Below are 24,353 nucleotides of genomic sequence, written 5' to 3'. Positions count from 1 at the left end.
AGACCGGAACCCGGTAACTGGCCAGTGCCGAGTGAGGGACTCGAACCCCCAAAGACCTGAAGGTCCACCCGCAAACGCAGGCGCGTATTCCTTTCCGCCACCTCGGCTCGAATTGCGGGAAACAATTTAACGCGGATCCGGCGCACTGCCAGTGGCCGAGGGGGGTAGCCGTTCGGCTACGCGCAGAGCCGCGCGGCGACGCGCAAAGTGCGCCGGCCCACCATGCGGAGGGCTACGGAACGGCCCTCACCACCGGCGCCCCCCGGCGGTCACCCTCGCCCTGGAGGGACGGCGGTCTTCAGGGACGCCTTCACGAAGGGGGAGGCGCTGTCGCCGGAGGCGGCACACGCGCAGGCGCGGTCGTCGCGGACCCCGGCCGGCCACCAGCGGGTCGCCCGCGGAGCGGACCGGAGGAACGAGGGCTGAGGCCCGTCGGTTCTCGTCACTCGGGGTTTTCGCGCTTGTGCGCGTGGAAGCGGGCCTTCTTCTGGCGGTTCCCGCACGTGTTCATCTCGCACCACTTGCGGGTGCGACTCCGGCTGGTGTCGAAGAAGGCCGCTCGGCAGGTCGGCGAGGCGCACAACGCCAGCCTTCCGTCTCGTTCGCCCGCGATGACGCTGATCGCGTCGGCGGCGATGACGCCCAGGGCGTCCTCCACGGACGAAGCCGAGCCAAGTCGCCATCGGCGGTGGCCCTCGGGCGTCAGGACAGCCGCGGCCCGGCCCTGGGTGCTGCAGTCGTTGATGACCTGGACAGCGGACGCGGGGAGAGGGTCTCGGCGTGCGGCCGCTGTCGCGGCGGCGTGAATGGCTTCCCTCAGCTCCCGGGCGCGTTCGAGCTGGGCGGTGGTGCAGGACTCCACGGCGAGGCCGCTCACCGTGAGCCAGTCGACGAGTCGGCCCGGCGTGGGAATGCGTTCCACGGCGTCGCCGCAACGCTCCGTCAGGGTCGCCGTGAAGCTGGTCGCCAGCACCTTGCCGAGACGGAATTCAGGGAACCGAGCACGCATGGAACCACCTTAGCCGGTTGCACGTCGGCAGCGAGGCCTGTTAGAACCGTCATAGCTGGTTCCAGCAACCCCCGAGCCGGTTCACCCGATGGCCAGGAGGTCTCATGTCCACCCACTCGCGCCTCAGCGACGTGCAGGCATTCGAAGCCCACGCGACCGACGCCGACCTCGACGACCTGCGCGCGCGACTGGCCGCGGCGCGGCTGCCGGAAACGGAGACGGTCCACCGCGCCGCGCCCGACCCGCGCCGATGGGAACAGGGCGTTCCGCTGGCCGACCTCGTGGACGTCGTGCACTACTGGCGCACCGGGTACGACTGGCGGTCGTTCGAAGCGCGCCTCGACCGGATCGGCCAGTTCCGCACGACCATCGACGGTCTGGGAATCCACTTCCTGCACCGCCGGTCCACCCGCGCGGACGCCACCCCGCTGATCCTGACGCACGGCTGGCCGGGCAGCGTCGTCGAGTTCGCCCATGTCATCGACGAACTGGCCGATCCGAAGGACGCGGACGCACCGGCGTTCCACGTCGTGGCCCCGTCGCTGCCGGGCTTCGGTTACAGCGACAAGCCCGCCACCACCGGCTGGGGGACCCGAAAGATCGCCGCCGCCTGGGTGGAACTGATGGCACGGCTCGGCTACAGCAGGTTCGCGGCCCACGGCGGCGACTGGGGAGGCGTGATCACCACGATCCTCGGCGGCAGCTTCCCGGAGCACGTCCTCGGCGTCCACACCACGCTCGCGCAGGCACCGCCCGGGCTGAGCACGGACGGGCTGACGGCGGCCGAGCGCCAATGGACCGAGGAGACCCACGACTTCTGGCACCACCGCGCGGCGTACGCGAAGCAGCAGGCGACCCGGCCGCAGACCATCGGCTACTCGCTCGTCGACTCACCCGTCGGCCTTCTCGCCTGGATCCTCGACAAGTTCGCCGAGTGGACGGATACCGAGGACAGCCCGTTCGAGACGATCTCCAGGGACCGGGTGCTCGACAACGTCACCCTGTACTGGCTGACGCGGACCGGCGCCTCGTCGGCCCGCATCTACTACGAAAGCCATCTCTCGCTCGACCCCGGCCTGCGCGTCGACGTCCCGTCGGCCGTCACCGTGTATCCCCGCGACATCGAGAAGTATCCGCGCCCCTGGGCGCAGGAGCGGTTCCGGCAGATCGTCCGGTGGAGGGAACCGGAAGCCGGGGGGCATTTCCCGTCGCTGGAGGTCCCCGAGTATTTCGTCAGGGATCTCCGGGAGGGCCTCGCCGCGGTGCTGGCCGCCGGCGGCAGCCGGCCCTGACAGCTCCGCCGGAGGCCTCGCTCCCGGCCGGTCTCAGACGTCGAGACTCATCGGCGCGCCCTGGGCGAAGACGATTTCGAGGCGGAGCCGCGTGATGCGCCAACCGTCCTCGGTTCGACGGGCGACGGCGTGAAACCTGCCACCGGCGTCCTCATGCGCCGTCGGCTCCGACGGCTTCGGGAGGTGGTAGGCGACCTGGTAGGTGACGATCCTTGCCTCGTCCTCGTCGAGGTCGATGTAGATCTGCCCCATGTGGTGGAACGTCGCCCCGTAGAGGGTCGCCAGATCGCGCTTGGGTCCGTCGGTGATCGCCTGTCGGCCACGACGGACCTGTCCCCCGATCTCCACCTCGGCGTCCTCGGTGAACAGCGCACCGAAGCCGTCGAAATCCCGTTCGTCGAGTGCTCGCGGCAGCGCCTGCACCAGCTTCCGCAGCTCCGACTCGTCCAGCAGTCGCTGCACCGTCGCGTTGTCCATGTCGTCGTTCCTTTCGCCGGCGGCCGGTCTCATGAGTGATGGGCGGTGGGGGCTAGGGGGTGTCCGCACAGTCGCGTCGTTCGCCCGGAGGGCGGGCCCTGCGGCGTCATGGGAGCCCCTGCTCGAAGAGCTTGGGGGAGCGTCCCAGGCGTCGCGGGGCAGGCGCGACTTTGCGGACACCCTCTAGGGCCCGGTCGCGATGATGTGCGCGACGGCTTCGTCGTCCATGAACCCCTCCGGGCCTCGGCCGGCCGGGGCTTTGGCGCGTGCGACGGACGCCCGCAGTACGGTGCGCGCCCTATCGACGCGCCGGGCGTGGAATTCCGCCCAGAGGTGCTCGTCCACGCAGGACCTGTCCGTCAGCAATTCGGCGAGTACCAAGGCGTCTTCGAGGCCTTGCGCCGCCCCTTGCGCGAAGGTGGGCGGGCTGTTGTGCGCGGCGTCGCCGATGACGACGATCCGGCCCCGGTTCCACGGTGCATCCGCCAGGTAGGCGTCCTGCAGCATGGGCCGCAGCGAACCGCGGTCGAAAGTCCGCCTCACCTCGTCCCACGGCCCGTGGAACTCGTCCATGATCCCCAAGACCCGGTCGACCGCGGCGTCCGCACTCAGGCTTGCCCAGTTGGGCAGGGCGGTGGCGCTGTCGCCCACAAAGCCGTACAGGACGTCCTTTCCGATGGGGAGAAGTCCTCCGACTCCGCTGCCGTGAATCTGGTCGAGATCGTCGACGCCGTCGACGGGAGGTCCGAGGAAACGCCAGATGATCGCGTTGATGGTGATGCGCTCGCCGGTGATGCCGGCCGCGTCGCGTACCGCCGAGCCCACTCCGTCTGCGCCGATGACCAGGTCGTAGTCACCGTGGGAGCCGTCCGTCAGCTCGACCCGGACGCTGTCCCCCTGTTGGTGCAGGGAGCGGAAGGTGCAGCCGAATCGCAGCTTGACGCCCGCCTCGTCGACGCGTTCCTGCAGGAACCGCGCGAATCGCGGACGGGAGATCGCCGCCGCTCCCGGCACGGCGGCGTCCGTGGCCGCACGCGGGAACGGTTCTCGCATCACCACGGATCCCTCAGCATCAGCGCGACGGATCGTGAAGGTGTTCAGTACATGCCCTGCCTCTGTCACCCGGCTGAACAAGCCGGCCTTTTTGATCACTCGCAACGCGTTGTTCTGCAACAGCAGTCCGGCGCCCACGGCCGTGATGGCCTCACGCTTCTCGACCACATCGACGGCGACACCCCCGTCCGCCAACAGGGCAGCGACGGTGAGGCCGACGGGACCGGCGCCGATCACGAGTACATGCTGCACAGCAGGCACGAAATTACCTTCCGTCTCTCACTTCTTGATCTTGGGCCTCAGTCTGGACGCCGCGAAGTATCAATACAACAGCAACCTTGTGATGCTCACTATTGATGCCATCTATAATGAAGGGGTGGGGAAGTCACGTCGTCTCGCCGATATCGATCTCAATCTGCTGGTGGCGCTGGAGGCGCTGCTGTCAGAACGCAATGTCTCGCGCGCCGCGAGCAAACTGGGCCGCTCGCAACCGACGCTGAGCGCGGCGCTCGGCAGACTGCGCCGCCTCTTCGACGACGAATTGCTCGTGCGGCAACGAGGTTCCTACCGCTTGACGCCGTTCGCGGCGGACATCCATCCAGCTGTCGTCAGCGCCCTGGAAGAGGTCGGGAAAGTGCTGGGTGTTCCGGCTGGATTCGACCCGGAAACCTCACGCCGCGAGTTCACCGTCATGACATCCGACTACGTCCTGCACGTCCTGGGCGGACCGCTGCTCACATCACTGATGGAGCGGGCCCCGGCAGTGAAACTCCAACTGCTGAACGTACCCAGGGTCGACGCGGACCGCGCCGGTGAACTCCTGCGCGAGACCGACGGTTTGATCGTGCCGCCCGGGATCCTGGGCATGACGTCCAATGCCGAGATTTTCACCGACAGGTGGGTGGGCGTGGCCGATCGCGACAATGCCGCCGTGGACGGATCCCTGGATGAATCCGCCTTGCGGGAGCTGCGCTGGGTCCGCAGCTACCGGGAGCAGTTCGAAGTGGTGGTGGGCGACCCGGCCTGGAGCCGTTTCTGGCTGGGCGACCGCGGCGTGTTCGTGGTGGAGAGCATGACGTCACTGCCCGGAATCATCGCGGGCACGGAACTCGTCGCCGTCGTTCCTTCCCGGCTCGCCGACATGACGCCGCTTCCCCTCAAGACCTTCTCGCTGCCCCGCCCGCTGCCGCAACTCGCCGAACATTTCTGGTGGGATGCGGCGCGGGAAAGCGACCCGGGGCATAAGTGGCTGCGCGGCCTGCTCGCGGAATGCGCAGCGGCACTCCCTCCGGAAACGTAGGGCCGGTCGCGAACGACGCCATGATCATGACGGCGACGAGCGCGGCCCTGGGGATGTCGGAGACGACCAGGGCCGGACCAGGCGGCTCCGGTCACCCCGTCCCGGCCTGGCTCTGCACCCGCTCCAGGACCTGCCGCGCCGAACTCGACCCGCTGAAGAGGGCGGGGCCGTGCTGGTTGAGCAGGTGGTTGACCCGGTCCCAGTGTTTCGTCGTACGCAGCGGGATCGCCGTGGCGTTGGCGGCTTCGAGGACCTCGCGGGCACCGGCGAGGCGGGCGTTCTCGTACCAGGCGTGCTGCGCCGACTCCCGTGAGGGATAGGCACGTCCCACCCCGCCGAGCCACTCCAGCTGCTTCCGGGCGGTCATCAGCGTGATCGCCTTGAACGCCCGCTCCGGGTCCGGGCAGGACTTGGAGATGCCGAACCCGGAACCGGCGGAGTACGTCCGGCTGCCGTCCGGGCCGGCGGGGATCGTGGTCAGGCCCACCTGGAAGCCGGCCTGGTTCTTCAGGTTCAGCAACGCCCACGGGCCGCTGGCCGCCATGGCCACGTCGCCGCTGAGGAACTGCGTCTCGGCGAAGGCGGGATCGGCCCCGGGCAGGCGGGGGGCGACTCTCTTCCTGGCCGCCAGGTCGGCGTACCACTGCACGCCCTCGGTCATGGCGGGGGTGGTGAGCCGCAGTCTGCCCGCCCCGTCGGTGGGCCGCGCCCCGGACTTGGTCAGCACCATGGGCCACATCCACACGTCCTGCGGCGCCGCCACGAAGCCGTACGTCCGCTCCCCGGTCAGCTCACGGGCGGCCGACTCGAACTCGGCCAGGGTCCACCCCGGCTCGGGCTCGGGCACGCCCGCGCCGCGGAACATGTCCTTGTTGTACGTGAGGATCACCGGGCCGACGTCGTACGGCAGCGCGTACTGCTTCCCGTCGGCGCTCAGCCCCTCCATGACGGATGTGTCGAAGTCCGTCACATCGAACCCGGTCCTGGCGATCAGGTCGTCGAGCGGCAGCATGCCCTGGGTGTGGCCCTCGGTGCGGAGCGACTGCATGGAGACGACGCAGGGCGCGTCGCCCCTGGCGAAACGGCTGTCGAGCTCGGCGAAGTAGGCGTCGAAGGACGAGGTCTCGAGCCGGAGCGTGATCTCCGGGTCCTCACGGGACACCCGCTCCGCGAGTTCGTGCCAGACCTGCTGTTCCTCGCCGCCGCTGGCCCACATCGACCAGGTCAGGGGCTCGGAGCCGCCGTCATCGGCGCCGCACGCCATGACCAGCGTCCCGGCCAGCGCCAGGGCGACGGCTGCCCTCAGTGCTCTGCGCGGCCCTGCCATGACAAGTCCATATGTTTCTTTTAGGTGCAAATATTTCTTCTAGTGGCGATATGCGCGCATTATTGCATAAGCCGCATGCGCGCGCCTGCCACCGCCGCACCCTCCGGGCCGGGCCGCCCGTCAGTCGCACTCGGGCTGCCACATGGCGCCCTGGGCGCGCCGAGCAGACCGTGGCGCTCACGCTCCTCCTGGGTGAAGGCGACGCCCTTGTTGGTCAGCGGGTCCGTGAGCAGCGCGCGACCGCGCGGTTCCGCACGGTCGGCGTGGACGTTCTGTGCGCGGTTCCGGGGCGGGACCATCGGGTCTCCTTACGTCGGGCGCTTGCCGTCAGGACTCGTTTGTCCCTGGGCGCCCGGGTAACCCGCGACAGGGCGGGGGCACCGTCGCCCCCGCCTTTCGCCGCGTTTTTTGAACGCATGAGAACCGCTTTTGAACGCAAGGAAACGGCGCGAGGTACTTCCCCATGCACAAGCCCGCACAGCAGCAGCACCCTCCCGGTACCGAGGCGGCCCTGCGGCCGCGGGCCGACCACGGTGAGCAGAGCTACCGCGGATCGGGCCGGCTGGCCGGGAAGGCGGCCGTGATCACCGGCGGCGACAGCGGCATCGGCAAGGCCGTCGCGATCGCCTACGCCCGGGAGGGCGCCGATGTCGTCCTGTCGTACCTGGAGGAGGAGGGCGACGACGCCCGTGACACGGCGCGCTGGGTGGAGGAGGCCGGCCGCAAGGCGGTGCTGGTGCCGGGCGACCTGTCCGATCCCGCGCACTGCCGGGAGGTGGTGGCCCGGGCCGTCGAGGTGTTCGGCCGGATCGACGTCCTGGTGAGCAACGCGGCGTTCCAGATGTTCCGCGACTCGATCGAGGAGGTCCCCGACGAGGAGTGGGACCACACCCTGGCGACCAACCTCAGCGCCATGTTCCACCTCTGCAAGGCGGCGGTGCCGCACATGAAGCCGGGCGCGTCGATCATCGCGTCCAGTTCGGTGAACTCCGACTCGCCGCCGCCGGGCCTGCTGGCGTACAACGCGACGAAGGCGGGCCTGGCCAACATGGTCGGTTCGCTGTCCCAGTCGCTCGCGGAGCGGGGCATCCGGGTCAACAGCGTCGCCCCCGGGCCCATCTGGACGCCGCTGATCCCCGCCACGATGCCGCCCGAGCAGGTCGAGGACTTCGGTGGCGACCAGTCGCCGCTGGGCCGGGCCGGACAGCCCGCCGAAGTCGCCCCGGTGTACGTCATGCTCGCCTCGGACGAGGCCGCGTACGTCTCGGGCGCGCGCATCGCCGTCACCGGCGGCCAGCCCATCCTCTGACATCCCGCCCTCTGACATCCCACCCTCTGACACGCCGTCAGGAATCAGGAGTGACCGTGGACTGGTACCCCTTGCGGCTGACCACCCCGGTCAAGCAGCACGTCTTCGGCGGCCGGGTCCTCGCCGAACGGCTGGGCCGTACCGGCCTGCCCGACGGTCCGGTCGCCGAGACCTGGGAGGTCAGCGATGTGGACGGCGAGGGGGCACGCGTCGCGGACGGCCCGCTGGCCGGCCACACCCTGCGCCGACTGGTCGAGGAGCACCCGGACGAACTCGTGGGGCGCGGGTGGCGCGGCCCGCGCTTCCCGGTGCTGACCAAGTTCATCGACGGCACCGGGACCCTCCCGGTCCACCTGCACGCCGACGACGACACCGCACGCCGGCTGGAGGGCGAGCCCCACGGCAAGACCGAGGCGTGGCACGTCCTCGACGCGGCCCCGGGAGCCACCGCCCTGGTGGGCACGAAACCCGGTGTGGACCGGGACACGCTGCACCGGGCCCTGCTCGCCCAGGACTTCGACGCGGTCCTGCGCCGGCTCCCGGTGCGGGCCGGGCAGACGGTCTACGTCCCCGGCGGCACCCTGCACAGTTTCGGCCCCGGCACCCTGGTCTACGAGATCGAGCAGACCTCCGACATCCAGCAGCACGCCATGCGCCGGCACATGGAGGACGGCTCGGAGCTGGACGACGAGGAGTGGCACGCCAACCTCGGGCGGCTCCTCGACGAGTGGTGTCCCGGCCCGCGCCCCGAGTTCCACTCCGGCCTGAGCGTCCGGGTCGACGACGGGGTGGAGCGCACCGTGCTGTGCGCCGGGCCGTACTTCGCCCTGGAGCGGTGGCGTGCGGGCACCTCGGCCCCGCTGGTGCACGACTTCTCCACCGCCCTGGTCGTCAGCAACGCCGGTGCCCCGGTCACCGTGGAGGCCGGCGGCCGGTCCGAGCGGCTCGGACGCGCCCGGACCCTGCTGCTGCCGGCCGCCCTGGGCCGCGTACGGATCGAGGGGCCCGCCGACGTCCTCCTCGGCTACCTGCCCGACCTGGAACAGGACATCCGCACGCCCCTGCTCGCGGCCGGGCACGGAGCCGCCGCCGTGGCCGCGCTCGGCGAGGGCCTCTCCCCCGGCGACGGCGCCTCGATCGACTAGACCTTCGACGAGGACAGGGTCACACCGCGCAGTCCGCGAGTTCCCTCCACAGGCCGAGCCGGGGTGCCTCCGACTTGTAGGAGCTGCCGGGGCGGCCGTGTTCCGGATGCAGCTCCTTGTAGCGCGCCACCAGCGCCTCCGCCGCCCGGACCGTGCGGGCGGGCAGTTGGCGGTCGATCTCCCTGTCCCAGCGGAAGGCCGACTTGCCGTGCAGCGACATCAGCGGCATCCAGCGGCAGGCCTTCCAGCAGATCAGGTCCGGCGCGTACTCGATGAGGTGGCCGTGCCCCTGCCGGGACTTCCTCGGCATGTCGGCCAGCGCCGCACGCGCCGTCCGCCACGCCTCGACGGCACGCATCACGCCCACCGGGGTCATGCTGCCGTGGAAGACACTGCGGTACACCGCGGAGGTGCGGTCGCTCCACAGGGCCTCCTGGCCCTCCGGCGTGGCGGCCAGGTTCGCGGCAATGGGTAGCGGGTCGTCCGACAGGCAGGCCAGGGCGGACGTCACCTCGGCCATGGAGAAACGCGATCCATGGGGCCCCGCGGTCATGCCCCGGCGGGGATCGAAGTCCCCCTTCTCCCAGTCGCCCTCCATCAGGCGGCGGATGTTCGGACAGCGGATCAAACGGTCCTGGGCGGTCGACGCGTTCCGGTAGCGGTCCTCGGCGTCGTAGGCATGGCGGGCCCGGTCCCGCTCGGCGCCGCAGCGGATCTCCAGGCGGATCACGGCCCGCCGCAGGTGCTCGCGGGGCAGCCGGTCCCGCAGGTCGGCGATGACCCTCAACCGCTGGAGGCCGTCGATGCATTCGAGTCCGACGACGAACAGGGTGTCGGCGAACAGGCGCGGACCGGGCTGGAGCTGGACCGCATCCGCGCCCAGCACGATCTGGCCGACCGCGCCGAAGTCCTCGGGCCGCTCCTCCAGCATCCGCGCCAGCTCCACATTGGCGCCGGTGTCCCCGAGACAACCGCGCTTGGCCGACAGCCGGCGCGGAGCGTCGACGGACGCGGCGAGCATGTCGAGGTCGGCCGCGGTGACATCGACGGCCCAGCCGCGGGTGAGCTGGGCGACTTGCAGGGGGCGAAGGCTGAAAGCGGGGTCGGCCGCGAGCAGGCGTTCGACGGATGAATAGGTGCTGTTCACGCATGCTCAACGGATGAGATTGCAGAGCGTGACGGTCCCGGGCCGACCTCTTGCGGTGTTCGCGGGTCCGGTCCCGGTCATCTCCGATACCGTCACCCTCCGCGCCACAGAGGGGGGAACGTGCGGACTTCGGTGCGGATATGGGTGGTCGTCGGGGTGAGCCTCGCCTTGTCGGCCTGGACCACGGCGGCCGTGCTGAGCGGAGCAAAGGTTTTCGTCGTCTCGCTGCCGGTCGTCGGGGTGATCTGGCTGCTGGTGCTCCTGGACTGCGGGTACCTGCTCGGCCGGCGGTGGGCGCACCGTCGCCGGCGCCGGGCCGCCCGGCCGCGGCGTGAGGCATGGGCCCCCGCACCGGAGATACGCCGGCCGATCGACTACCCGAACATCCTCCCGCGGCCGGCGGGCGACACCCCGGTCGACCAGCAGGGGCGGTACCGCGCGACCGGCATCCGGCTCGCCGTGCTGCCCGCGCTCGCGGTGATGTGCCTGACCGTGCAGACGGTGTTCCTGGAGCACGGCGGCGATCTGGGCCTCGGTTTCGTCCTCGCCGAGTGCCTGCTCCTCGTCTCCATGGTGTGGACGGTCTGGACCAGTCAGGAGCCGTCCCAGCCCTGGGTCACCAGCCGGATCAGGGCCGAACTCTTCCGCCGCGAGATGTTCCTCCTCCTCGCGGCCGTCGGTCCCTACCTGGGGCGCACCGATGAGGAAGCCGGGCAGGTCCGCGACGCCCGGCTGAGCCGGCTCGCCGCCGCCGGCCCCGCCGAACTCGGCACGTTCGCCCGGCTCTCCGACCGGGGCCCGGACGGCACGGAGAGCCCCTGGCAGGACGCGGTCCGGCAGCAGGGGGACGGCAGCCTGCCCGCCACCCCCGCCGAGACCACCGAGCGGATGCGGACCTATCTCGACTACCGCGTCAAGCGGCAGATCCTCTTCTTCGAGCTGGCAGCCGGTACCTGCGAACGCACCGAGGACAGGCTCGGCAGGACGGCCAAGGCCGCGGTCCTGGCGGCGGTCGCCGTCGCCGTGGCGTACGCCGTTCTCCTCCACTCGGGCCGGACCGGCGACGATCCGTCGACCACCTCGTCGGTCATCGCCCTGCTCGCCGCGGGCCTGCCACCCCTGTGCAACATGGCCCTGGCGGTGCAGAACCTGTTCGCCTCGCAGCGCCTGGCGGCCTCCTACCGGGAGACCCGCCAGGAACTGCTGGAGCACGAGCACACCCTGCGCGGTCTGCTGGCCGGGCCCGCCGACGCCGAACGCGCCGTCCGGTTCCGGTCGCTGGTCGTCCGCGTCGAGTCGACCCTCACCGAGGAACTCCGCCGCTGGCGCATCATCGTCGCCAAGTCCGAGTTCGACGCCGGTTTGTGAGACTTGCCCGCACCACGGCTGACGATGGATCACAATCGGCTGCGTGGGGGACGTGTTCATCAGTCACAGTGCGCGGGGCGACGCGTTCGCCATGGCCGTACTCCAGAAGATCGAGGAAGGCCTCCGCGGCACGTCCCACACCCCGCTCGTGGACCAGTCGGGCATCGAACCGGGCGACGAGTGGCGTCCCGAACTCGTCGACTGGCTCGCCCGCTGCGACGCGGCCGTCGTCCTGCTCAACGAGGCCGCCCTGCGGTCCCACTGGGTACGGCGCGAGGTCAACATCCTCATGTGGCGCAGGGCGCTCGGCGCGCCCCTGCTCGTGGTGCCCGTGCTGCTGGACGGCCTGACGACCGGAGCAGTCAAGCACGCGGGCCTGGAGGAGCTCCGGCCGATCCAGTTCGCGCGCACCGCGCGGGACGCCGAGCCGGACGCCAGGAGCCTCGCCGACAAGGTTCTGGGACGCTTCGCCGAACTCCCCCGGGCGGCCACGGGCCGGGACCCGATGAGTGTCTGGCTCAGCCGGCTGGCCCTGTACCTGTCCGAGGCCCGGACAGAGCCGGGCGTGCTGGCCGAGGCCGCGAGGGAGCTCAAGGTCGAGCCGGAGTTCCGCGCGCACGTCACCGGCCGGCACGGCGGTTGCCTCTTCCTGGCCCATCAGTTCCTCGTGGCCCCTCCCGAGCGGATGGAGAAGGCACTCGACGTCCTCGCTCCGTCCCTCCAGGATCAGACCATCCGCCGGCTGACCAGCGCGCTGAACGCCACCTGGGTCGACGAGGAGGCCGCCCGCGGTGCCCTGCCCGCCCCGGGCCGGCAGCCGCACGAGATGACCCTCCTGCTCAACGCCTTCTCGCACAGCACGGCCGAGCAGTACATACGCCGGGCCACGTGCAACGCCAGCCACGGCTTCGAGACGAAGACGATCGGAAGCCTGCCCGTGGGCGAGGACCGGGTCGGGGAACGGATCCGCACCTGGGAGGACGCGGTCTGGAAGGAGTTCTTCGACGCCGACTCCCCGGAGGAGCGGATGCTCCCGAACGACCTCGGCTCCCGGACCCACTACCTCGTCATCAACGAACTGCGCCCGCCCGACGCCGAATTCGCCGAGGCCGTCAACCTCCTCCACCGTGCGTTCTCCTGGCTGATCATCCTGGTGACCACGGGCACCGCGCCCCCGGACGACAAGGTCAGGAGCGCCTTCAAGAACGCGGTGCTGCTGGAGCCCCTGCTCACCGCGGAGGACGAGAAGACGGCAGCGCTCCGCAGCAAACGCCTCAGACAACTGCCCGACCGTCTCGCCGGCCTCTGCTAGGAGCCTTCATGTCCCGATTCGCCCCCCATGGCCCGGACTCGCGGGACGGCAGGATCTACGTCCTGTCGCAGGAGCTCCAGCTCGCGATCGACGTCGCCCTGGCCACCGACCGACCGCTGCTGCTGAGCGGGGACCCGGGATCGGGCAAGTCCTCCCTGGCCCCGTTCTACGCCCGCGAGAAGCACCTGCGGTACTACGAACACGTGGTCACGTCCAGGACCCAGGCGACGGACCTGCTGTGGACGTTCGACAGTGTGCGCAGGCTGGGAGACGCCCAGGCGCACCACGGCAGGCTGAACGACGGCGCCTACGTCAACCCCGGTGTCCTGTGGTGGTCGCTCGCCCCCGAGTCCGCCCGCACCCGCGGGGGCCTGCTCCGGGACGTCCATCACCATGATCCGCTGAACCGGTTCCAGCACGAGCACGGGACGCGGGGGGCCGTCGTCCTCATCGACGAGATCGACAAGGCCGACCCGGACGTCCCGAACAGCCTGCTCGTCCCGCTGGGCTCGCAGGAGTTCACCATCGCCGAGACCGGGACGACCGTCCGGCGCGAGCCCGATGTCCCCGCCCCGCTGATCGTCATCACCACCAACGGGGAACGGCAGCTCCCGCAGGCGTTCCTGCGGCGCTGCGTCACGTACACCCTGCCCGGCCCCACCCCCGAGAACCTGGTGCGGATCGCACAAACGCATCTGGAACACGAGGGCGTGCCCTTCGACAGCGAGATGCTCGATCTCGCCGTCGCCCTGGCCGATGAGCTCGTACACGTGCGGGAGAACGAGCAGCTCGGCCGCGAGCGGCTGCCCAGTACCGCCGAGTATCTGGACGCCCTGCGCGCCTGCCGCGAGCTGAACGTCCGCCCCGGGTACCCGCAGTGGCCCCTGGTGCGGAGTCTGACGCTGGCCAAGTCGCCGCAGCAGGAGAGGTGACACGGTGCGTGCGCAGATCTGGGTGAGCGATGTCGTCCGGGCCCTGGAGGTCGCCCGGACCGACGAGGAGCGGGCCCGAGTCCTGGAGATGCTGGGGTTCGTCCCCCCTGCCGTACCGGACACCGGGCAGGTCACGCCCTACGCCGAACCCGAGGGGCCCCGGGCTCCGGTCGAGGCCCCCCGCCGGGAACGGCGTCCGGAGCCCGCTCACGAGCCGCCGCCGGCCACCGCCGCGGAAGAGGAGACGCCGAACGCCGACCTGCCGGAGGAACTGCCGTTGCTCCCGCCGGTCCGCGTCGAGGCCGTGCCCACACCCCGGGAACCGGTGCGGCCACTCGCCCGGCCGACGGCCGAACGCGTCCCGCTCCCGCATCTTCCGCTGTTCGTTCCCGGCTGGACCAGCGCCATCCTCCGGGCCATGGTCTCCAGGCGGGTCCCCGAGGGCGCGGTGGACATCCCGGCGCTCATCGACACCCTCGCCCATGGGCGCCCGGTCCGCCGACTGCCCCGCCTCCCCGTGCCCACGATGCGCTACGGCGTCCAGGTGCTGGTCGACCGAGGCCCCGGCATGCAGCCCTTCCGCCGCGACCAGAACGAACTCCTCGACCGCGTCCGCGCGGTGGTCGGCCCCTCGCTGGTCGAGGTGGGCTATTTCTCCGGCACCCCCCAGCGAGGCACCGGGCCCGGCGCGCGCTGGACCCGCACCGCCTACGTCCCCCCCGAGTCCGGCAGGCCCGTCCTGCTGCTGTCGGACCTCGGCCTGGGCGGACCGCCCGACGACCCGCAGCGCGGCACCCGGCAGGAGTGGGAGCACTTCGTCGGTCTCGTCACCCGGGCCGGGTGCGGCGTCGTCGCGCTCTCCCCGTATCCCCCGCGGCGCTGGCCCCGGTGGATGACGGGCCTGCTGCCCCTGGTCAGCTGGGACCGCACGACCACCGCGAGCCGGGCCACGGTGAGGCTTCCGTGACCGGACCACCGGGGGAGCTGCCGCCCCCGCCGCCGGCCGGTGCGATGGAACTCGCCACCGTGCTGAGCATCGCGACCCGCATGGAACCCGAACTGATCCGCGCGGTCAGGCTCCGGCTCCTGCCCCACCTGGACGTCGGCGCCGAGGCCGACCTCTGGTTCAGCGACTGGGTGGGCGCCCGCACGCCCGAGGCCATCGCGCTGATCCCGGAATGCCTGCCCTACCTGCGGGCGGGCCTCGTGGACAGGCTGCAGGGCGAGCCGCGCCTCCGGGAGGTCATGGACATCGTCACCGAGTTCCACCGCGGCCTGTCGCCCGCGCTGCTCCTGGAGGAACAGATCACCTGGGACAGCCTCAGCGGTGACACCGACAGCGCGACCCAGCACCTCGGCAGCGCCCTGCACGCGCTGGTGCGGGAGAACCGGTCCGGCCTGGCCGGCTGGTTCGCGGAGGCCTCGCGGCGGCTGCCCTCGGAGGCCCTGTCGACGGCCACCGCGTGGAGCCTCGCCAACGCGGCCCGCCCGCACGTTCCGTCCCTCGACCCGGGCGCGCCGCCCGAACTCACCCTGGCCACCGTGTCGTCCATCGCCTCGGCCCTCGGCGAGGCCCCGCTGGGCGTCCTGCGCGCGGGCGAGGTGCTGCTGCTGGGGAAGGTCAGGGGCACGGACGCGGCGGCCGTGCTCGTCCCCGACACCTCTCCCCGGGTCGTCGAGGTCACCGCGGGCACCACCGTCCGTACCGTGCGGGTCGACGCGGCCGAGGTCGTCCGCGTCGACGTGGGGACCGGCCCCGTCGGTCTGCGCACCGGCGCGGGTCACGTCTACGTCATCGACGCACCCGTACCGTCCGCGCCGCGACCGGACGTGACCCCCCACGAGGAACTGGCCCGCCTGATCGGACCCGCGGTGGACCCCGAGCTGGTGCCCCGGCTGACGCGGGCGATCAGAGACCTGCTCGACGAGTTCCGCCGGACCGACGACACCGTGGTGCTCCGCCAGGCACTCACTCTCGCGCAGCGCGCCCTGGACGCCGGGTACGAACCACAGGACTTCCCCGGACTCGGCCGCGAGGCGGCGGAGACGCTGTACCTCCACGGTCTTCGTCTCGGCTCGCGAAGGTCACTCGAACGAACCGTCCACGTCGTCCAGGACCTCACCGGCGGTCCGGACCTGGAGCTGAGCATGCGGGCCGGCGCCCTCATGGGGGCCGCCCAGCGCCAGATCTTCTGCCACACCGGGGACGTCTCCCAGCTGTACCGGTCCGTGGACACCCTCGAGACGTGGGTGAACCGGCTGCTCGGCGGCTCCGTCCCCGTCGGGCGGCTCGTCGCGGAACTCCTCGACACCTACGTGCTCCTCCACGAGATCCAGCCGCGCCGGGGCTCGCTGCGCCAGGCTCTGGATCTCGCGAGCACGGCGTTCGGGTCGTTCGCGTCACCTGCCGACCGGGAGGCCGCGGCGCTGCCGCTCGCCCGGGCCCTCGTCGCCCGGTACGAGGCGGAAGGGGATCCGGTCGACCTGGACGAGGCCGAGCACTGGGCGGAGGCCGTCGCGCCCCGCCAGGAACCGCGCTCCGTGCAGGCCGAACGGGCGGCTGTGCTCGCGTCGGTGCAGATGGCCCGGTTCTGGCGGGACGGCTCGCGGGAAGCTCTCGAGGCAGCGCAGACGCAGTGCCGTTCGGCGGTGAGGATCTGCCCCGGAAACGACAAGCTGCTCCGCGCCCGGCTGCGACACGCGCTGAGTGACGTGCTGCGGACGCGCGCCGCCGTGCTGTCCGCGCACGCGGATCTCGACGAGGCGGTCGACCTCGCCGAACGGGCGGCCAGATCCCTGCCGAGCAGGTCCGTCTGGAGGCTCGCGGCGCTCATCGGCCTGAACCGGTGCCTGCTCGACAGCTTCCGCCGGACCGGGGCCGTGTCCGCCCTCGACCGGGCCGTCGACGCCTCGCGGGACGTCGTCTTCCACTCCCGGCACGAGCCGGAGCTGCCCTACCAGCACGCGGCACTGGTGCAGCAAGGCGAATGCCTGGTCCTGAGATACAAGGCGACCGGGGACAGCGCTGCACTCGGCCAGGCCGTCGAAAGCCTCAGAGCGACCAGGGGGCTCGCTGTCGCACAGGACGACGGCCGGAGCGTCGCCTGCGCCTCCGCCCTGCTCGAACTGCACACCCTCGACTCCTCGTCGGCGGAGGTCGCGAGCGCCCTGGAGGAGTTGCACTCGCTGCTGGTCCACGACGACCTCGACCCCCGGTTCACGGATCCCGAGTCGGTGCCCATCGTCCTGGCCCAGACCGCGTTCGTCTCCCTCCGGCCGAACCCGTCGCACGCCTCCCTCCGCCGTGCGGCCGAGAGGGCGCGCGACATCGCCGTCAGCCGGGACGCCCCACCGATGCAACGCCTCCGGGCCGGACTCATCTGGGGAAACCTGGCGATGCGCCACAACCGTTCCGAGGACGTCGTCCTGAGCTACGAGACCGTCGCCGCTCTGATGCCTCTGATGCTGCTGACGTCCGGCCGGGAGCACGCGGACCTCGTCCGGAGCTGGGAGGAGTTGAGCCGGGGGGCCGCCGCCCACGCGATCGAGGCGGGGGCACCGGAACGCGCACTGGAGTTCCTGGAACAGCGCAACGTTCTCCTGGCAGCCTGGCGTCAGGACCTCCACGCCGGGGTGGACCGGCTGTGGGAGTCCGCGCCGGAACTCTTCGCGGAACTGCGCTGGTGGTGGGCGTTCCTCCATCTCGCCCCCCAGTCGCCCGCAGCGCGGAACCACCCGCGACAGGGTCCGGCACCGGCCCGGCTGGAGCAACTCGTCGCAATCGCGCGCACCCTTCCCGGTTTCGAGGACTTCCTCGCCCCCGTGCCCGTCGAACGGCTGGTGGCGGCCGCGAGCGAAGGCCCCGTCGTCGTCCTCAACGCCGCCGCCCACCGCTGCGACGCCCTGCTCGTGACACGCCAGGGCGTGTCGGTGCTCCCGCTGACCGGGGTGAGCCTCGTCCACCTGTCGGACAACTCGGTCAGATACCGGCTCGCGATGGGCTACGACCATCCGGCGGCGCGGGAAAACCAGGCGTGGGCCGTGCTCGACTGGCTCCGAGAACGAGTGGTGGGACCGGTCCTCACCGCACTCGGGACGACCGTTCCCCCCGGCCGCGGCAGGGCATACCCCGGCGCAACGGATGTCCGGGTGGGCCGCACGGTCCCGTCCGACGCCCTGCCCCGTGTGTGGTGGTGCCCCACCGACCCGTTCACGGTCCTGCCCCTGCACCTGGCGGGACATCGGCACGACAACGCCATGGATCACGCGGTTCATTCCTACACCTCGAGTCTCCAGGCGCTCACGGCCGCGCGTCACCACGAGAGGCACACGGCTCGCGAGCCCTTCCAGCCGATGCTGCTGGTCCTCGCGGACGACGACCTGCCGTACGGGCAGCGGGAGATCGAAGCGATCCGCCGGCGCGTCCCGCACGCCCGGGTCCTGCACGGCGAGCGGGCCACGGGCGCGACCGTGGCGGCGCAGCTCGGCGATCACCCCTGCTTCCACTTCGTCGGCCGTGCGGGTCTCCACCAGGGCGCCCCGCAGCTGCGGTTCGGCGCCGACGGCTCACACGAACAGCAGTACCCACTCCGTCCCGTCGACGGAGCACTGGCCTACCTCTCGGTCCGCGAGACGGAAGGCAGCGACCTGGTCCTCGAGAGCGACGCATGGGCCTTGGCGACGCGCTTCCAGGCCGCCGGTTTCGACCATGTGATCCAGCTGCCGGTGTGGGGCGCGGACGGCTCCGCCGAGGACCTCGCCCGCGCCGTGTACGACCGACTGCTGGGCCCGGACGGACGGCTTCACCCGGAGCGCTCGGCCCACGCCCTCCACCACGTCGTGCGAGAGGCCATCACCGAATCCTCCGAACACGCGCTCGCCTGCGCCGCGGTGGTGCATCTTGGGCCGTGAGGAAGGAGAGTTCGCAGCGGAAGCCGGTCAGGGCACGAGCTCCTTCACCAAGGTGTGGAGGAGCCAGCCCGCCGCCGCGCCGACCGCGTACCAGAGCAGGTCGGGCGCGTTGAAGGTGGAACCGAGTACGAGGCGGGCGAGGGTGCTGCGCGCGGAGAGTTCCGCCGGTACCGGGCTGAGCTGGAGGAACTCGACGGCCCAGCTGGCCGCCAGCGCGCCGCCGGCGGCCACCAGGGGTGTCACCCGTGGGGCTGCCAGCACGACGAGGGTGAGCAGCAGGACGGTGTACAGCGCGTCCCCGCCGTACTTGGCCACGTCCCCCGCCGCGACGGTCCTGAGCCCCAGCCCCGCGCCGACCGTCGCCACCGCCGCCCCGGCCGCCGCCAGACGGGTCCGTGCCGGGCCGGGGGCGCCGTCGCGGGTTTCGGCGATGCGGGTCATCAGGTCATGGTGCCGTACCGATGTGACCTACATCGCGGCAGGGGGCTTCCGACGCGTCCGGCGCCGGGCCGTCCGGTGACGGCTGCGGCCGTGGCGCATCCGACGTCGGGGGAGGTCACAGGGCTGCGGGCGGAGAGGCCCGGCGGGAAAACCGCGCCCGCGCGGGGCAATATCTGTGCTCGCGAAATGAGAAATAGAGTCGGGGCACGCCAAGTATTCCCCGGCAGCGGGTCCGATCGAAATTCAGGGACCGCACACGGCCGATCGCACCGTGCTACTGTCGATCTCAGTTGCAGGTGTGGTTGCCAGAAGGTTCATTTCCGACGGGTTAATCATCACGGCGACACGGAATTCACACAGGGTGAGTTCCTGGCACCGTCTCCGAAGGAGAAATGCAAAATGGCTACTGGCACCGTGAAGTGGTTCAACGCGGAAAAGGGCTTCGGCTTCATCGAGCAGGACGGCGGCGGCGCCGACGTCTTCGCCCACTACTCGAACATCGCCACCTCCGGCTTCCGTGAGCTGCTGGAAGGCCAGAAGGTGTCCTTCGACATCGCGCAGGGCCAGAAGGGCCCGACGGCCGAGAACATCGTCCCCGCCTGACAACGGCGCTGACGCATACTTCGCAGCTGGGGCCCGCACCGCTGGGTGCGGGCCCCAGCTCGCTGCTTTTCAGGGAGTTTCTCTGCGCCGCTCATCTGCTGCGGGAATTCCTTGCCACGAGCCCCATCAAGGAAGGTCCCGCATGACGCGCGCCCGCACATCCCGCACCCCCCGCACATACGACCGCTTCGCCGGAAGCTCCGGCGCCCAACGCTCGGGCGGCACCCGTTCCGGCGGTCCCCGCCGCTCCACGGGCTACGGGAATCGACCGGCCGGACGGGCCGTCCAGGGCGAGTTCGCGCCGCCGAAGACGATCACGCCCGCGCTGCCCGCCGTCGAGTCGTTCGCCGATCTCGACATGCCCGCGGCGCTGCTGGCCACGCTCGGCCACGAAGGCGTGAGCGTGCCGTTCCCGATCCAGGCGGCGACCCTGCCGAACTCCCTGGCCGGCCGTGACGTCCTCGGCCGCGGCCGCACCGGGTCGGGCAAGACCCTGGCCTTCGGGCTCGCCGCGCTGGCCCGCACGGCGGGCCGGCGGGCCGAGCCGCGGCAGCCGCTCGCCCTCGTCCTCGTCCCCACCCGCGAGCTCGCCCAGCAGGTCACGGACGCACTCACGCCGTACGCCCGCTCCCTGAGCGTGCGCCTGGCCACCGTCGTCGGCGGGATGTCCCTCGGCAGGCAGGCCGGTGCGCTGCGCGGCGGGGCCGAGGTGGTCGTCGCGACGCCCGGGCGGCTCAAGGACCTCATCGACCGCGGCGACTGCCGGCTGGACGACGTCGCCGTCACCGTCCTCGACGAGGCCGACCAGATGGCCGACATGGGCTTCATGCCGCAGGTCACCGCCCTGCTCGACCAGGTGCGTCCGGACGGGCAGCGGATGCTGTTCTCGGCCACCCTGGACCGCAACGTCGACCGGCTGGTGCGGACCTATCTGCACGATCCCGTCGTCCACTCGGTCGACCCGTCCGCCGGCGCGGTCACCACGATGGAGCACCACGTCCTCCATGTGCACGACGCGGACAAGCACCGCACGACCACCGAGATCGCGGCGCGGGACGGCCGGGTGATCATGTTCCTCGACACCAAGCACGCGGTGGACCGGCTGACCAAGCACCTGCTGAACAGCGGTGTCCGCGCCGCGGCCCTGCACGGCGGCAAGTCCCAGCCGCAGCGCACACGGACCCTGGCCCAGTTCAAGACCGGGCACGTGACGGTCCTGGTGGCGACCAACGTCGCGGCCCGCGGGATCCACGTCGACAACCTCGACCTGGTCGTCAACGTGGACCCGCCCAGCGACCACAAGGACTACCTGCACCGCGGCGGCCGTACGGCACGCGCCGGCGAGTCCGGCAGCGTCGTCACCCTGGTGACCCCCGGCCAGCGTCGCGGTATGACCCGGCTGATGGCTTCGGCGGGCATCACCCCGCGGGTCGCCCAGGTGCGGTCGGGCGAGGCGGAGCTGAGCCGCATCACCGGCGCCCAGGCCCCTTCCGGCATCCCGGTCGTCGTCACCGCACCGGTCGTGGAGCGCCCCCGCGGCGCGTCCTCGTCCCGGCCGCGCCGGAATCGCCGCGGGCAGGGCCGCCCCGCCGGCGAGGCGGTCCGCTCCAGGTCCCCGCGACGGTCCGGCTTCGGCTCCGCCGCCTAGGCCCCTGGGGCCGCTGCGACCACCAGCCCACCCGTACGCGCCAGGAGGCACCCATGACGCCGGTTCAGACGCAGCACCCTGCGGGGCACCGCTCCCCCACGGCCGTGGCCCACGACGGGCACGGGCCCGGGCCCCGGATCCGTGACGACATGACGGTCGAGGTGGCGCTGTCCCTCATGGCCGGTGCCCGGGTCGATCACCTCGTCCTCTGCGACGGGGACGACCAGAGCACGGGCCTGGTCACCCTGGCCTGGCTGGCCGGCCTCCGGGACAGCCCGGCCTACACGGACCGGATCCGGCTGCGGGACGTCCTCGCCCCCGCCCGCTGATCCCAAGGCTCCACCCGTAAGGCCCGATGAGGGCCCTGCCGACGCGCGTCGGCAGGGCCCTCATCGTCATGTCGCCGCCTTGGCGGCGAGGCGCGCAATCCTGCGGCCCTCGAACACCAAAATCTACCTTTGCCAGAGTAGACATTGCGCCGGGCCGCGGTTAGGATTTTTCTCGTCTACAAGGTCAAGTGAGACCCGCACACACGGACCGGCGGGTAGCAGTACCTGAAGTTCGCAGGTCAGTAGTTGGTTCAGAGAGGAAGAACGGAGGAGCAGACGCCATCAGGATCGCCCGGCCCGGGACGCCCTCGGTCCGGGTACCGCAAGACCCCGGATTGGATGGTGGTCCCCGGTCACGCAGCCGCGATCCCCGCACCCCTCCCGTCACCGGGCCGGGTAGCGGAAACAGAAGGTCGGCAGAGCATCACGGGCCGACAGATGGTGTTGAATTTCCTTCGGGGCCCTGGTGCCGTACGGCACCAGGGCCCCTCGACGCGTTGCACTACGAGGTGACATGGCAGCAGATACTCCGCTCAGCGATCGTCTGGACGACGACGACTACCCCGCCTACACCATGGGACGGGCCGCCGAGATGCTCGGCACCACCCCTGGTTTCCTCCGAGCCATCGGCGAGGCCCGGCTGATCACACCGCTGCGCTCGGAGGGCGGACATCGTCGCTACTCCCGCTACCAGCTGCGGATCGCCGCGCGGGCCCGCGAGCTCGTCGACAGGGGAACCCCGATCGAGGCCGCCTGCCGCATCGTCATCCTCGAGGACCAGCTCGAAGAGGCGCAGCGCATCAACGCCGAGTACCGCCGCGCCGCGCAGGAGGCGGCCGGGAACTCCGGTTCCGGGGCGAGCTGACCGGCCGCTCCCCGTGCCTGACGCGTGTCGTCCTGGCCGCTACTTCGGGTCGGCGTTGAACTTCGAGGCCGACCAGACGTAGCCGAGCACCGCGAGACCCAGGCACCAGGCCACGGCGAGCCATCCGTGGTGGCCGATCCCGGTGCCGAGCAGCAGCCCGCGCAGGGTCTCGATGGCCGGGGTGAACGGCTGGTACTCGGCGACCGGCCGGAACCAGCCCGGCATCGCGTCGACCGGGACGAAGGCGCTGGACAGCAGCGGCAGGACCATCAGCGGCATGGCGTTGTTGCCGGCGGCCTCCGGGTTCGGGCTGGACAGGCCCATGCCGACGGCGATCCAGGTGAGCGCCAGGGAGACGAGCACCAGCAGGCCGAGCGCCGCCAGCCACTCCAGAGCCGTGGCGTCGGTGGACCGGAAGCCGATGGCCACGGCGATGGCGCCGACGAGGACCACGCTCAGCACGCACTGCAGCACGCTGCCGAGGACGTGCCCGACGAGCACCGAGGGGCGGTGGATCGCCATCGTGCGGAAGCGGGCGATGATGCCCTCGGTCATGTCCATGGTGACGGAGACCGCGGTGCCGATCGTGGTGCCGCCGATGGTCAGCATCAGGATGCCCGGGACGAGATACGCGAGATACGCGGACCGGCCGCCGCCGCTGCCCATCCCCGCGCTCATGGTGTCGCCGAAGATGTAGACGAACAGCAGTAACAGCATGACCGGCGTGAGCAGCAGGTTCAGGGTGAGGGACGGGTAGCGCCGGGCGTGCAGGAGGTTGCGGCGCAGCATGGTGGAGGAGTCGCGCGCGGCGAGGGAGATCCGGGCCGGGCGGGCGGGGGCCGGGGGTGTGCTCATCGGGCGGTCTCCTTGGGCTGGTCGGGGACGCCGGTGTCGCCGGTGAGGGCGAAGAAGACGTCGTCGAGGTCGGGGGTGTGCAGGGTCAGTTCGTCGGCCTCGATGCCGGCGGCGTCGAGCCGGTCGAGGAGGGAGCGCAGTGCGCGCTGGCTGCCGTCGCTGGGGAGGTGCAGGGCGAGGGCGTCGTCGTCCCCCGTGGCCTCGCGCAGGGCGGAGGCGGCGGAGCGGTAGGCGGCGGGGTCGGTGAAGCGGAGCCGGACGTGTCCGCCGGGCACGATCCGCTTCAGTTCCTCGGCGGTGCCCTCGGCGGCGATCTTCCCGTCGTGCAGGACGGCGATGCGGTCGGCGAGCTGGTCGGCCTCCTCCAGGTACTGGGTGGTGAGGAAGACGGTCACGCCGCCGGTGACCAGTTCGCGGATGATCTGCCACATGGTGTGGCGGGAGCGGGGGTCCAGGCCGGTGGTGGGCTCGTCGAGGAAGATGATCCGCGGGGCGCCGACCAGGGTCATGGCGATGTCCAGGCGGCGTTTCATGCCGCCGGAGTAGGTCGAGGCGGGTTTCTTCGCGGCCTCGGTGAGGTCGAAGCGGTCCAGCAGTTCGGCCGCGACCTGCCGTCCTCGGCGTTTGGGCAGGTGGTGCAGGTCGGCCATGAGGAGCATGTTCTCCTCGCCGGTGATCAGGCCGTCGACGGCGGAGAACTGCCCGGTGACCCCGATCGCGGCGCGCACGGCCTGTGCCTCGGTGGTCAGGTCGTGGCCCGCGACCCGGGCCTGTCCGGCGTCGGGGGTGATGAGGGTGGAGAGGATCTTCACGGCGGTGGTCTTGCCGGCCCCGTTCGGGCCCAGCAGGGCGAACACGGACCCGGTCGGGATGTGCAGGTCGATGCCGTCGAGGACGGTCCTGCCGCCGTAGGACTTGCGCAGTCCGACGGCGGAGACGGCGGCCGGAGAGGGCCGACCGCCCCGCTCTTTGGACGTGGACATGACAGAAGTGGGCATGTGGCCCTCCGTGAGAAGGCTGGAGTGGGTGG

General features: G+C 71.3%; 21 protein-coding genes and 1 tRNA gene. 13 read left to right on the top strand and 9 right to left on the bottom strand.

Annotated elements, in window-relative coordinates:
* Positions 1-25 precede the first annotated feature (25 nt).
* Together C1703_RS20875 and C1703_RS20870 are read right to left on the bottom strand one after the other, a co-directional pair.
* Positions 26-107, bottom strand: a tRNA-OTHER gene (locus C1703_RS20875).
* A gap of 335 nt (positions 108-442) precedes the next feature.
* Entirely contained in the window at positions 443-1,009 is a 567-nt protein-coding gene (locus C1703_RS20870) for a CGNR zinc finger domain-containing protein (RefSeq protein WP_114254311.1), read from the bottom strand.
* A 104-nt stretch (positions 1,010-1,113) separates the two neighbouring features.
* Here C1703_RS20870 and C1703_RS20865 point away from each other — a divergent pair, with 104 nt between their 5' ends.
* Complete coding sequence (locus C1703_RS20865; protein WP_114254310.1) at positions 1,114-2,301, top strand: epoxide hydrolase; 1,188 nt, start codon at positions 1,114-1,116, stop codon at positions 2,299-2,301.
* Between the two features lie 33 nt (positions 2,302-2,334).
* Here C1703_RS20865 and C1703_RS20860 read toward each other — a convergent pair whose 3' ends face one another.
* A complete protein-coding gene (locus C1703_RS20860) occupies positions 2,335-2,778 on the bottom strand; it encodes a nuclear transport factor 2 family protein (RefSeq protein ID WP_157993136.1) in 444 nt (147 codons plus the stop codon).
* A 183-nt stretch (positions 2,779-2,961) separates the two neighbouring features.
* The gene (locus tag C1703_RS20855; RefSeq protein WP_114254308.1) at positions 2,962-4,092 is read right to left on the bottom strand and encodes an FAD-dependent monooxygenase; all 1,131 of its coding nucleotides are present in this window, start codon (positions 4,090-4,092) and stop codon (positions 2,962-2,964) included.
* Between the two features lie 31 nt (positions 4,093-4,123).
* On the opposite strand from C1703_RS20855, the gene C1703_RS20850 reads away from it, so the two are divergent.
* Positions 4,124-5,131, top strand: a complete 1,008-nt coding sequence (locus tag C1703_RS20850) for a LysR family transcriptional regulator (RefSeq protein ID WP_157993135.1) — start codon at positions 4,124-4,126, stop codon at positions 5,129-5,131.
* 91 nt (positions 5,132-5,222) lie between these two features.
* Here C1703_RS20850 and C1703_RS20845 read toward each other — a convergent pair whose 3' ends face one another.
* Positions 5,223-6,458 carry a sugar ABC transporter substrate-binding protein gene (locus tag C1703_RS20845; protein WP_114254307.1) on the bottom strand — a complete coding sequence of 412 codons (1,236 nt, stop codon included), beginning with the start codon at positions 6,456-6,458 and terminating at the stop codon, positions 5,223-5,225.
* 463 nt (positions 6,459-6,921) lie between these two features.
* Here C1703_RS20845 and C1703_RS20835 point away from each other — a divergent pair, with 463 nt between their 5' ends.
* Both C1703_RS20835 and C1703_RS20830 read left to right on the top strand, forming a co-directional pair.
* Positions 6,922-7,767 carry an SDR family oxidoreductase gene (locus C1703_RS20835; protein WP_114254305.1) on the top strand — a complete coding sequence of 282 codons (846 nt, stop codon included), beginning with the start codon at positions 6,922-6,924 and terminating at the stop codon, positions 7,765-7,767.
* 56 nt (positions 7,768-7,823) lie between these two features.
* Complete coding sequence (locus C1703_RS20830; protein ID WP_114257515.1) at positions 7,824-8,912, top strand: class I mannose-6-phosphate isomerase; 1,089 nt, start codon at positions 7,824-7,826, stop codon at positions 8,910-8,912.
* 19 nt (positions 8,913-8,931) lie between these two features.
* Here C1703_RS20830 and C1703_RS20825 read toward each other — a convergent pair whose 3' ends face one another.
* Complete coding sequence (locus C1703_RS20825; RefSeq protein WP_114254304.1) at positions 8,932-10,059, bottom strand: hypothetical protein; 1,128 nt, start codon at positions 10,057-10,059, stop codon at positions 8,932-8,934.
* 120 nt (positions 10,060-10,179) lie between these two features.
* On the opposite strand from C1703_RS20825, the gene C1703_RS20820 reads away from it, so the two are divergent.
* Genes C1703_RS20820 through C1703_RS20800 form a run of 5 tightly spaced genes read left to right on the top strand, consistent with a single transcriptional unit; the run spans position 10,180 to position 18,582 of the window.
* Complete coding sequence (locus C1703_RS20820; protein ID WP_157993134.1) at positions 10,180-11,427, top strand: hypothetical protein; 1,248 nt, start codon at positions 10,180-10,182, stop codon at positions 11,425-11,427.
* 43 nt (positions 11,428-11,470) lie between these two features.
* Positions 11,471-12,739, top strand: coding sequence for a toll/interleukin-1 receptor domain-containing protein (locus C1703_RS20815; protein ID WP_114254302.1), 1,269 nt, complete (start codon positions 11,471-11,473; stop codon positions 12,737-12,739).
* 8 nt (positions 12,740-12,747) lie between these two features.
* Positions 12,748-13,671 (top strand): MoxR family ATPase, encoded by a 924-nt coding sequence (locus tag C1703_RS20810; RefSeq protein ID WP_114254301.1) that lies wholly within the window; start codon positions 12,748-12,750, stop codon positions 13,669-13,671.
* 4 nt (positions 13,672-13,675) lie between these two features.
* Positions 13,676-14,638, top strand: a complete 963-nt coding sequence (locus C1703_RS20805; protein ID WP_114254300.1) for a hypothetical protein — start codon at positions 13,676-13,678, stop codon at positions 14,636-14,638.
* Positions 14,635-18,582, top strand: a complete 3,948-nt coding sequence (locus C1703_RS20800; protein WP_157993133.1) for a hypothetical protein — start codon at positions 14,635-14,637, stop codon at positions 18,580-18,582. Before C1703_RS20805 ends, C1703_RS20800 begins: the two co-directional genes overlap by 4 nt.
* A gap of 27 nt (positions 18,583-18,609) precedes the next feature.
* Here the strand turns inward: C1703_RS20800 and C1703_RS20795 are convergent, their stop codons facing one another.
* Complete coding sequence (locus C1703_RS20795) at positions 18,610-19,023, bottom strand: DUF2809 domain-containing protein (RefSeq protein ID WP_114254298.1); 414 nt, start codon at positions 19,021-19,023, stop codon at positions 18,610-18,612.
* A gap of 399 nt (positions 19,024-19,422) precedes the next feature.
* On the opposite strand from C1703_RS20795, the gene C1703_RS20790 reads away from it, so the two are divergent.
* From C1703_RS20790 to C1703_RS20775, 4 genes are all read left to right on the top strand, one after another.
* Positions 19,423-19,626: a cold-shock protein gene (locus tag C1703_RS20790; RefSeq protein ID WP_070024256.1), complete on the top strand. Its 204-nt coding sequence runs from the start codon at positions 19,423-19,425 to the stop codon at positions 19,624-19,626.
* 142 nt (positions 19,627-19,768) lie between these two features.
* Complete coding sequence (locus C1703_RS20785) at positions 19,769-21,274, top strand: DEAD/DEAH box helicase (RefSeq protein WP_114254297.1); 1,506 nt, start codon at positions 19,769-19,771, stop codon at positions 21,272-21,274.
* Positions 21,275-21,327: 53 nt separating this feature from the next.
* A complete protein-coding gene (locus tag C1703_RS20780) occupies positions 21,328-21,603 on the top strand; it encodes a CBS domain-containing protein (protein ID WP_232840545.1) in 276 nt (91 codons plus the stop codon).
* A 514-nt stretch (positions 21,604-22,117) separates the two neighbouring features.
* Positions 22,118-22,468: a MerR family transcriptional regulator gene (locus tag C1703_RS20775; protein WP_114254296.1), complete on the top strand. Its 351-nt coding sequence runs from the start codon at positions 22,118-22,120 to the stop codon at positions 22,466-22,468.
* Between the two features lie 39 nt (positions 22,469-22,507).
* Here the strand turns inward: C1703_RS20775 and C1703_RS20770 are convergent, their stop codons facing one another.
* Entirely contained in the window at positions 22,508-23,323 is an 816-nt protein-coding gene (locus C1703_RS20770) for an ABC transporter permease (protein WP_114254295.1), read from the bottom strand.
* Positions 23,320-24,306, bottom strand: a complete 987-nt coding sequence (locus C1703_RS20765) for an ATP-binding cassette domain-containing protein (RefSeq protein ID WP_114254294.1) — start codon at positions 24,304-24,306, stop codon at positions 23,320-23,322. Before C1703_RS20765 ends, C1703_RS20770 begins: the two co-directional genes overlap by 4 nt.
* Positions 24,307-24,353: the final 47 nt, after the last annotated feature.

It is taken from the genome of Streptomyces sp. Go-475 (genome assembly GCF_003330845.1).
In the GTDB taxonomy this organism is placed as follows: Bacteria; Actinomycetota; Actinomycetes; order Streptomycetales; family Streptomycetaceae; genus Streptomyces.
Note: the sequence above shows the minus strand (reverse complement) of the source record. Positions and strands in the feature narration are given on the sequence as shown.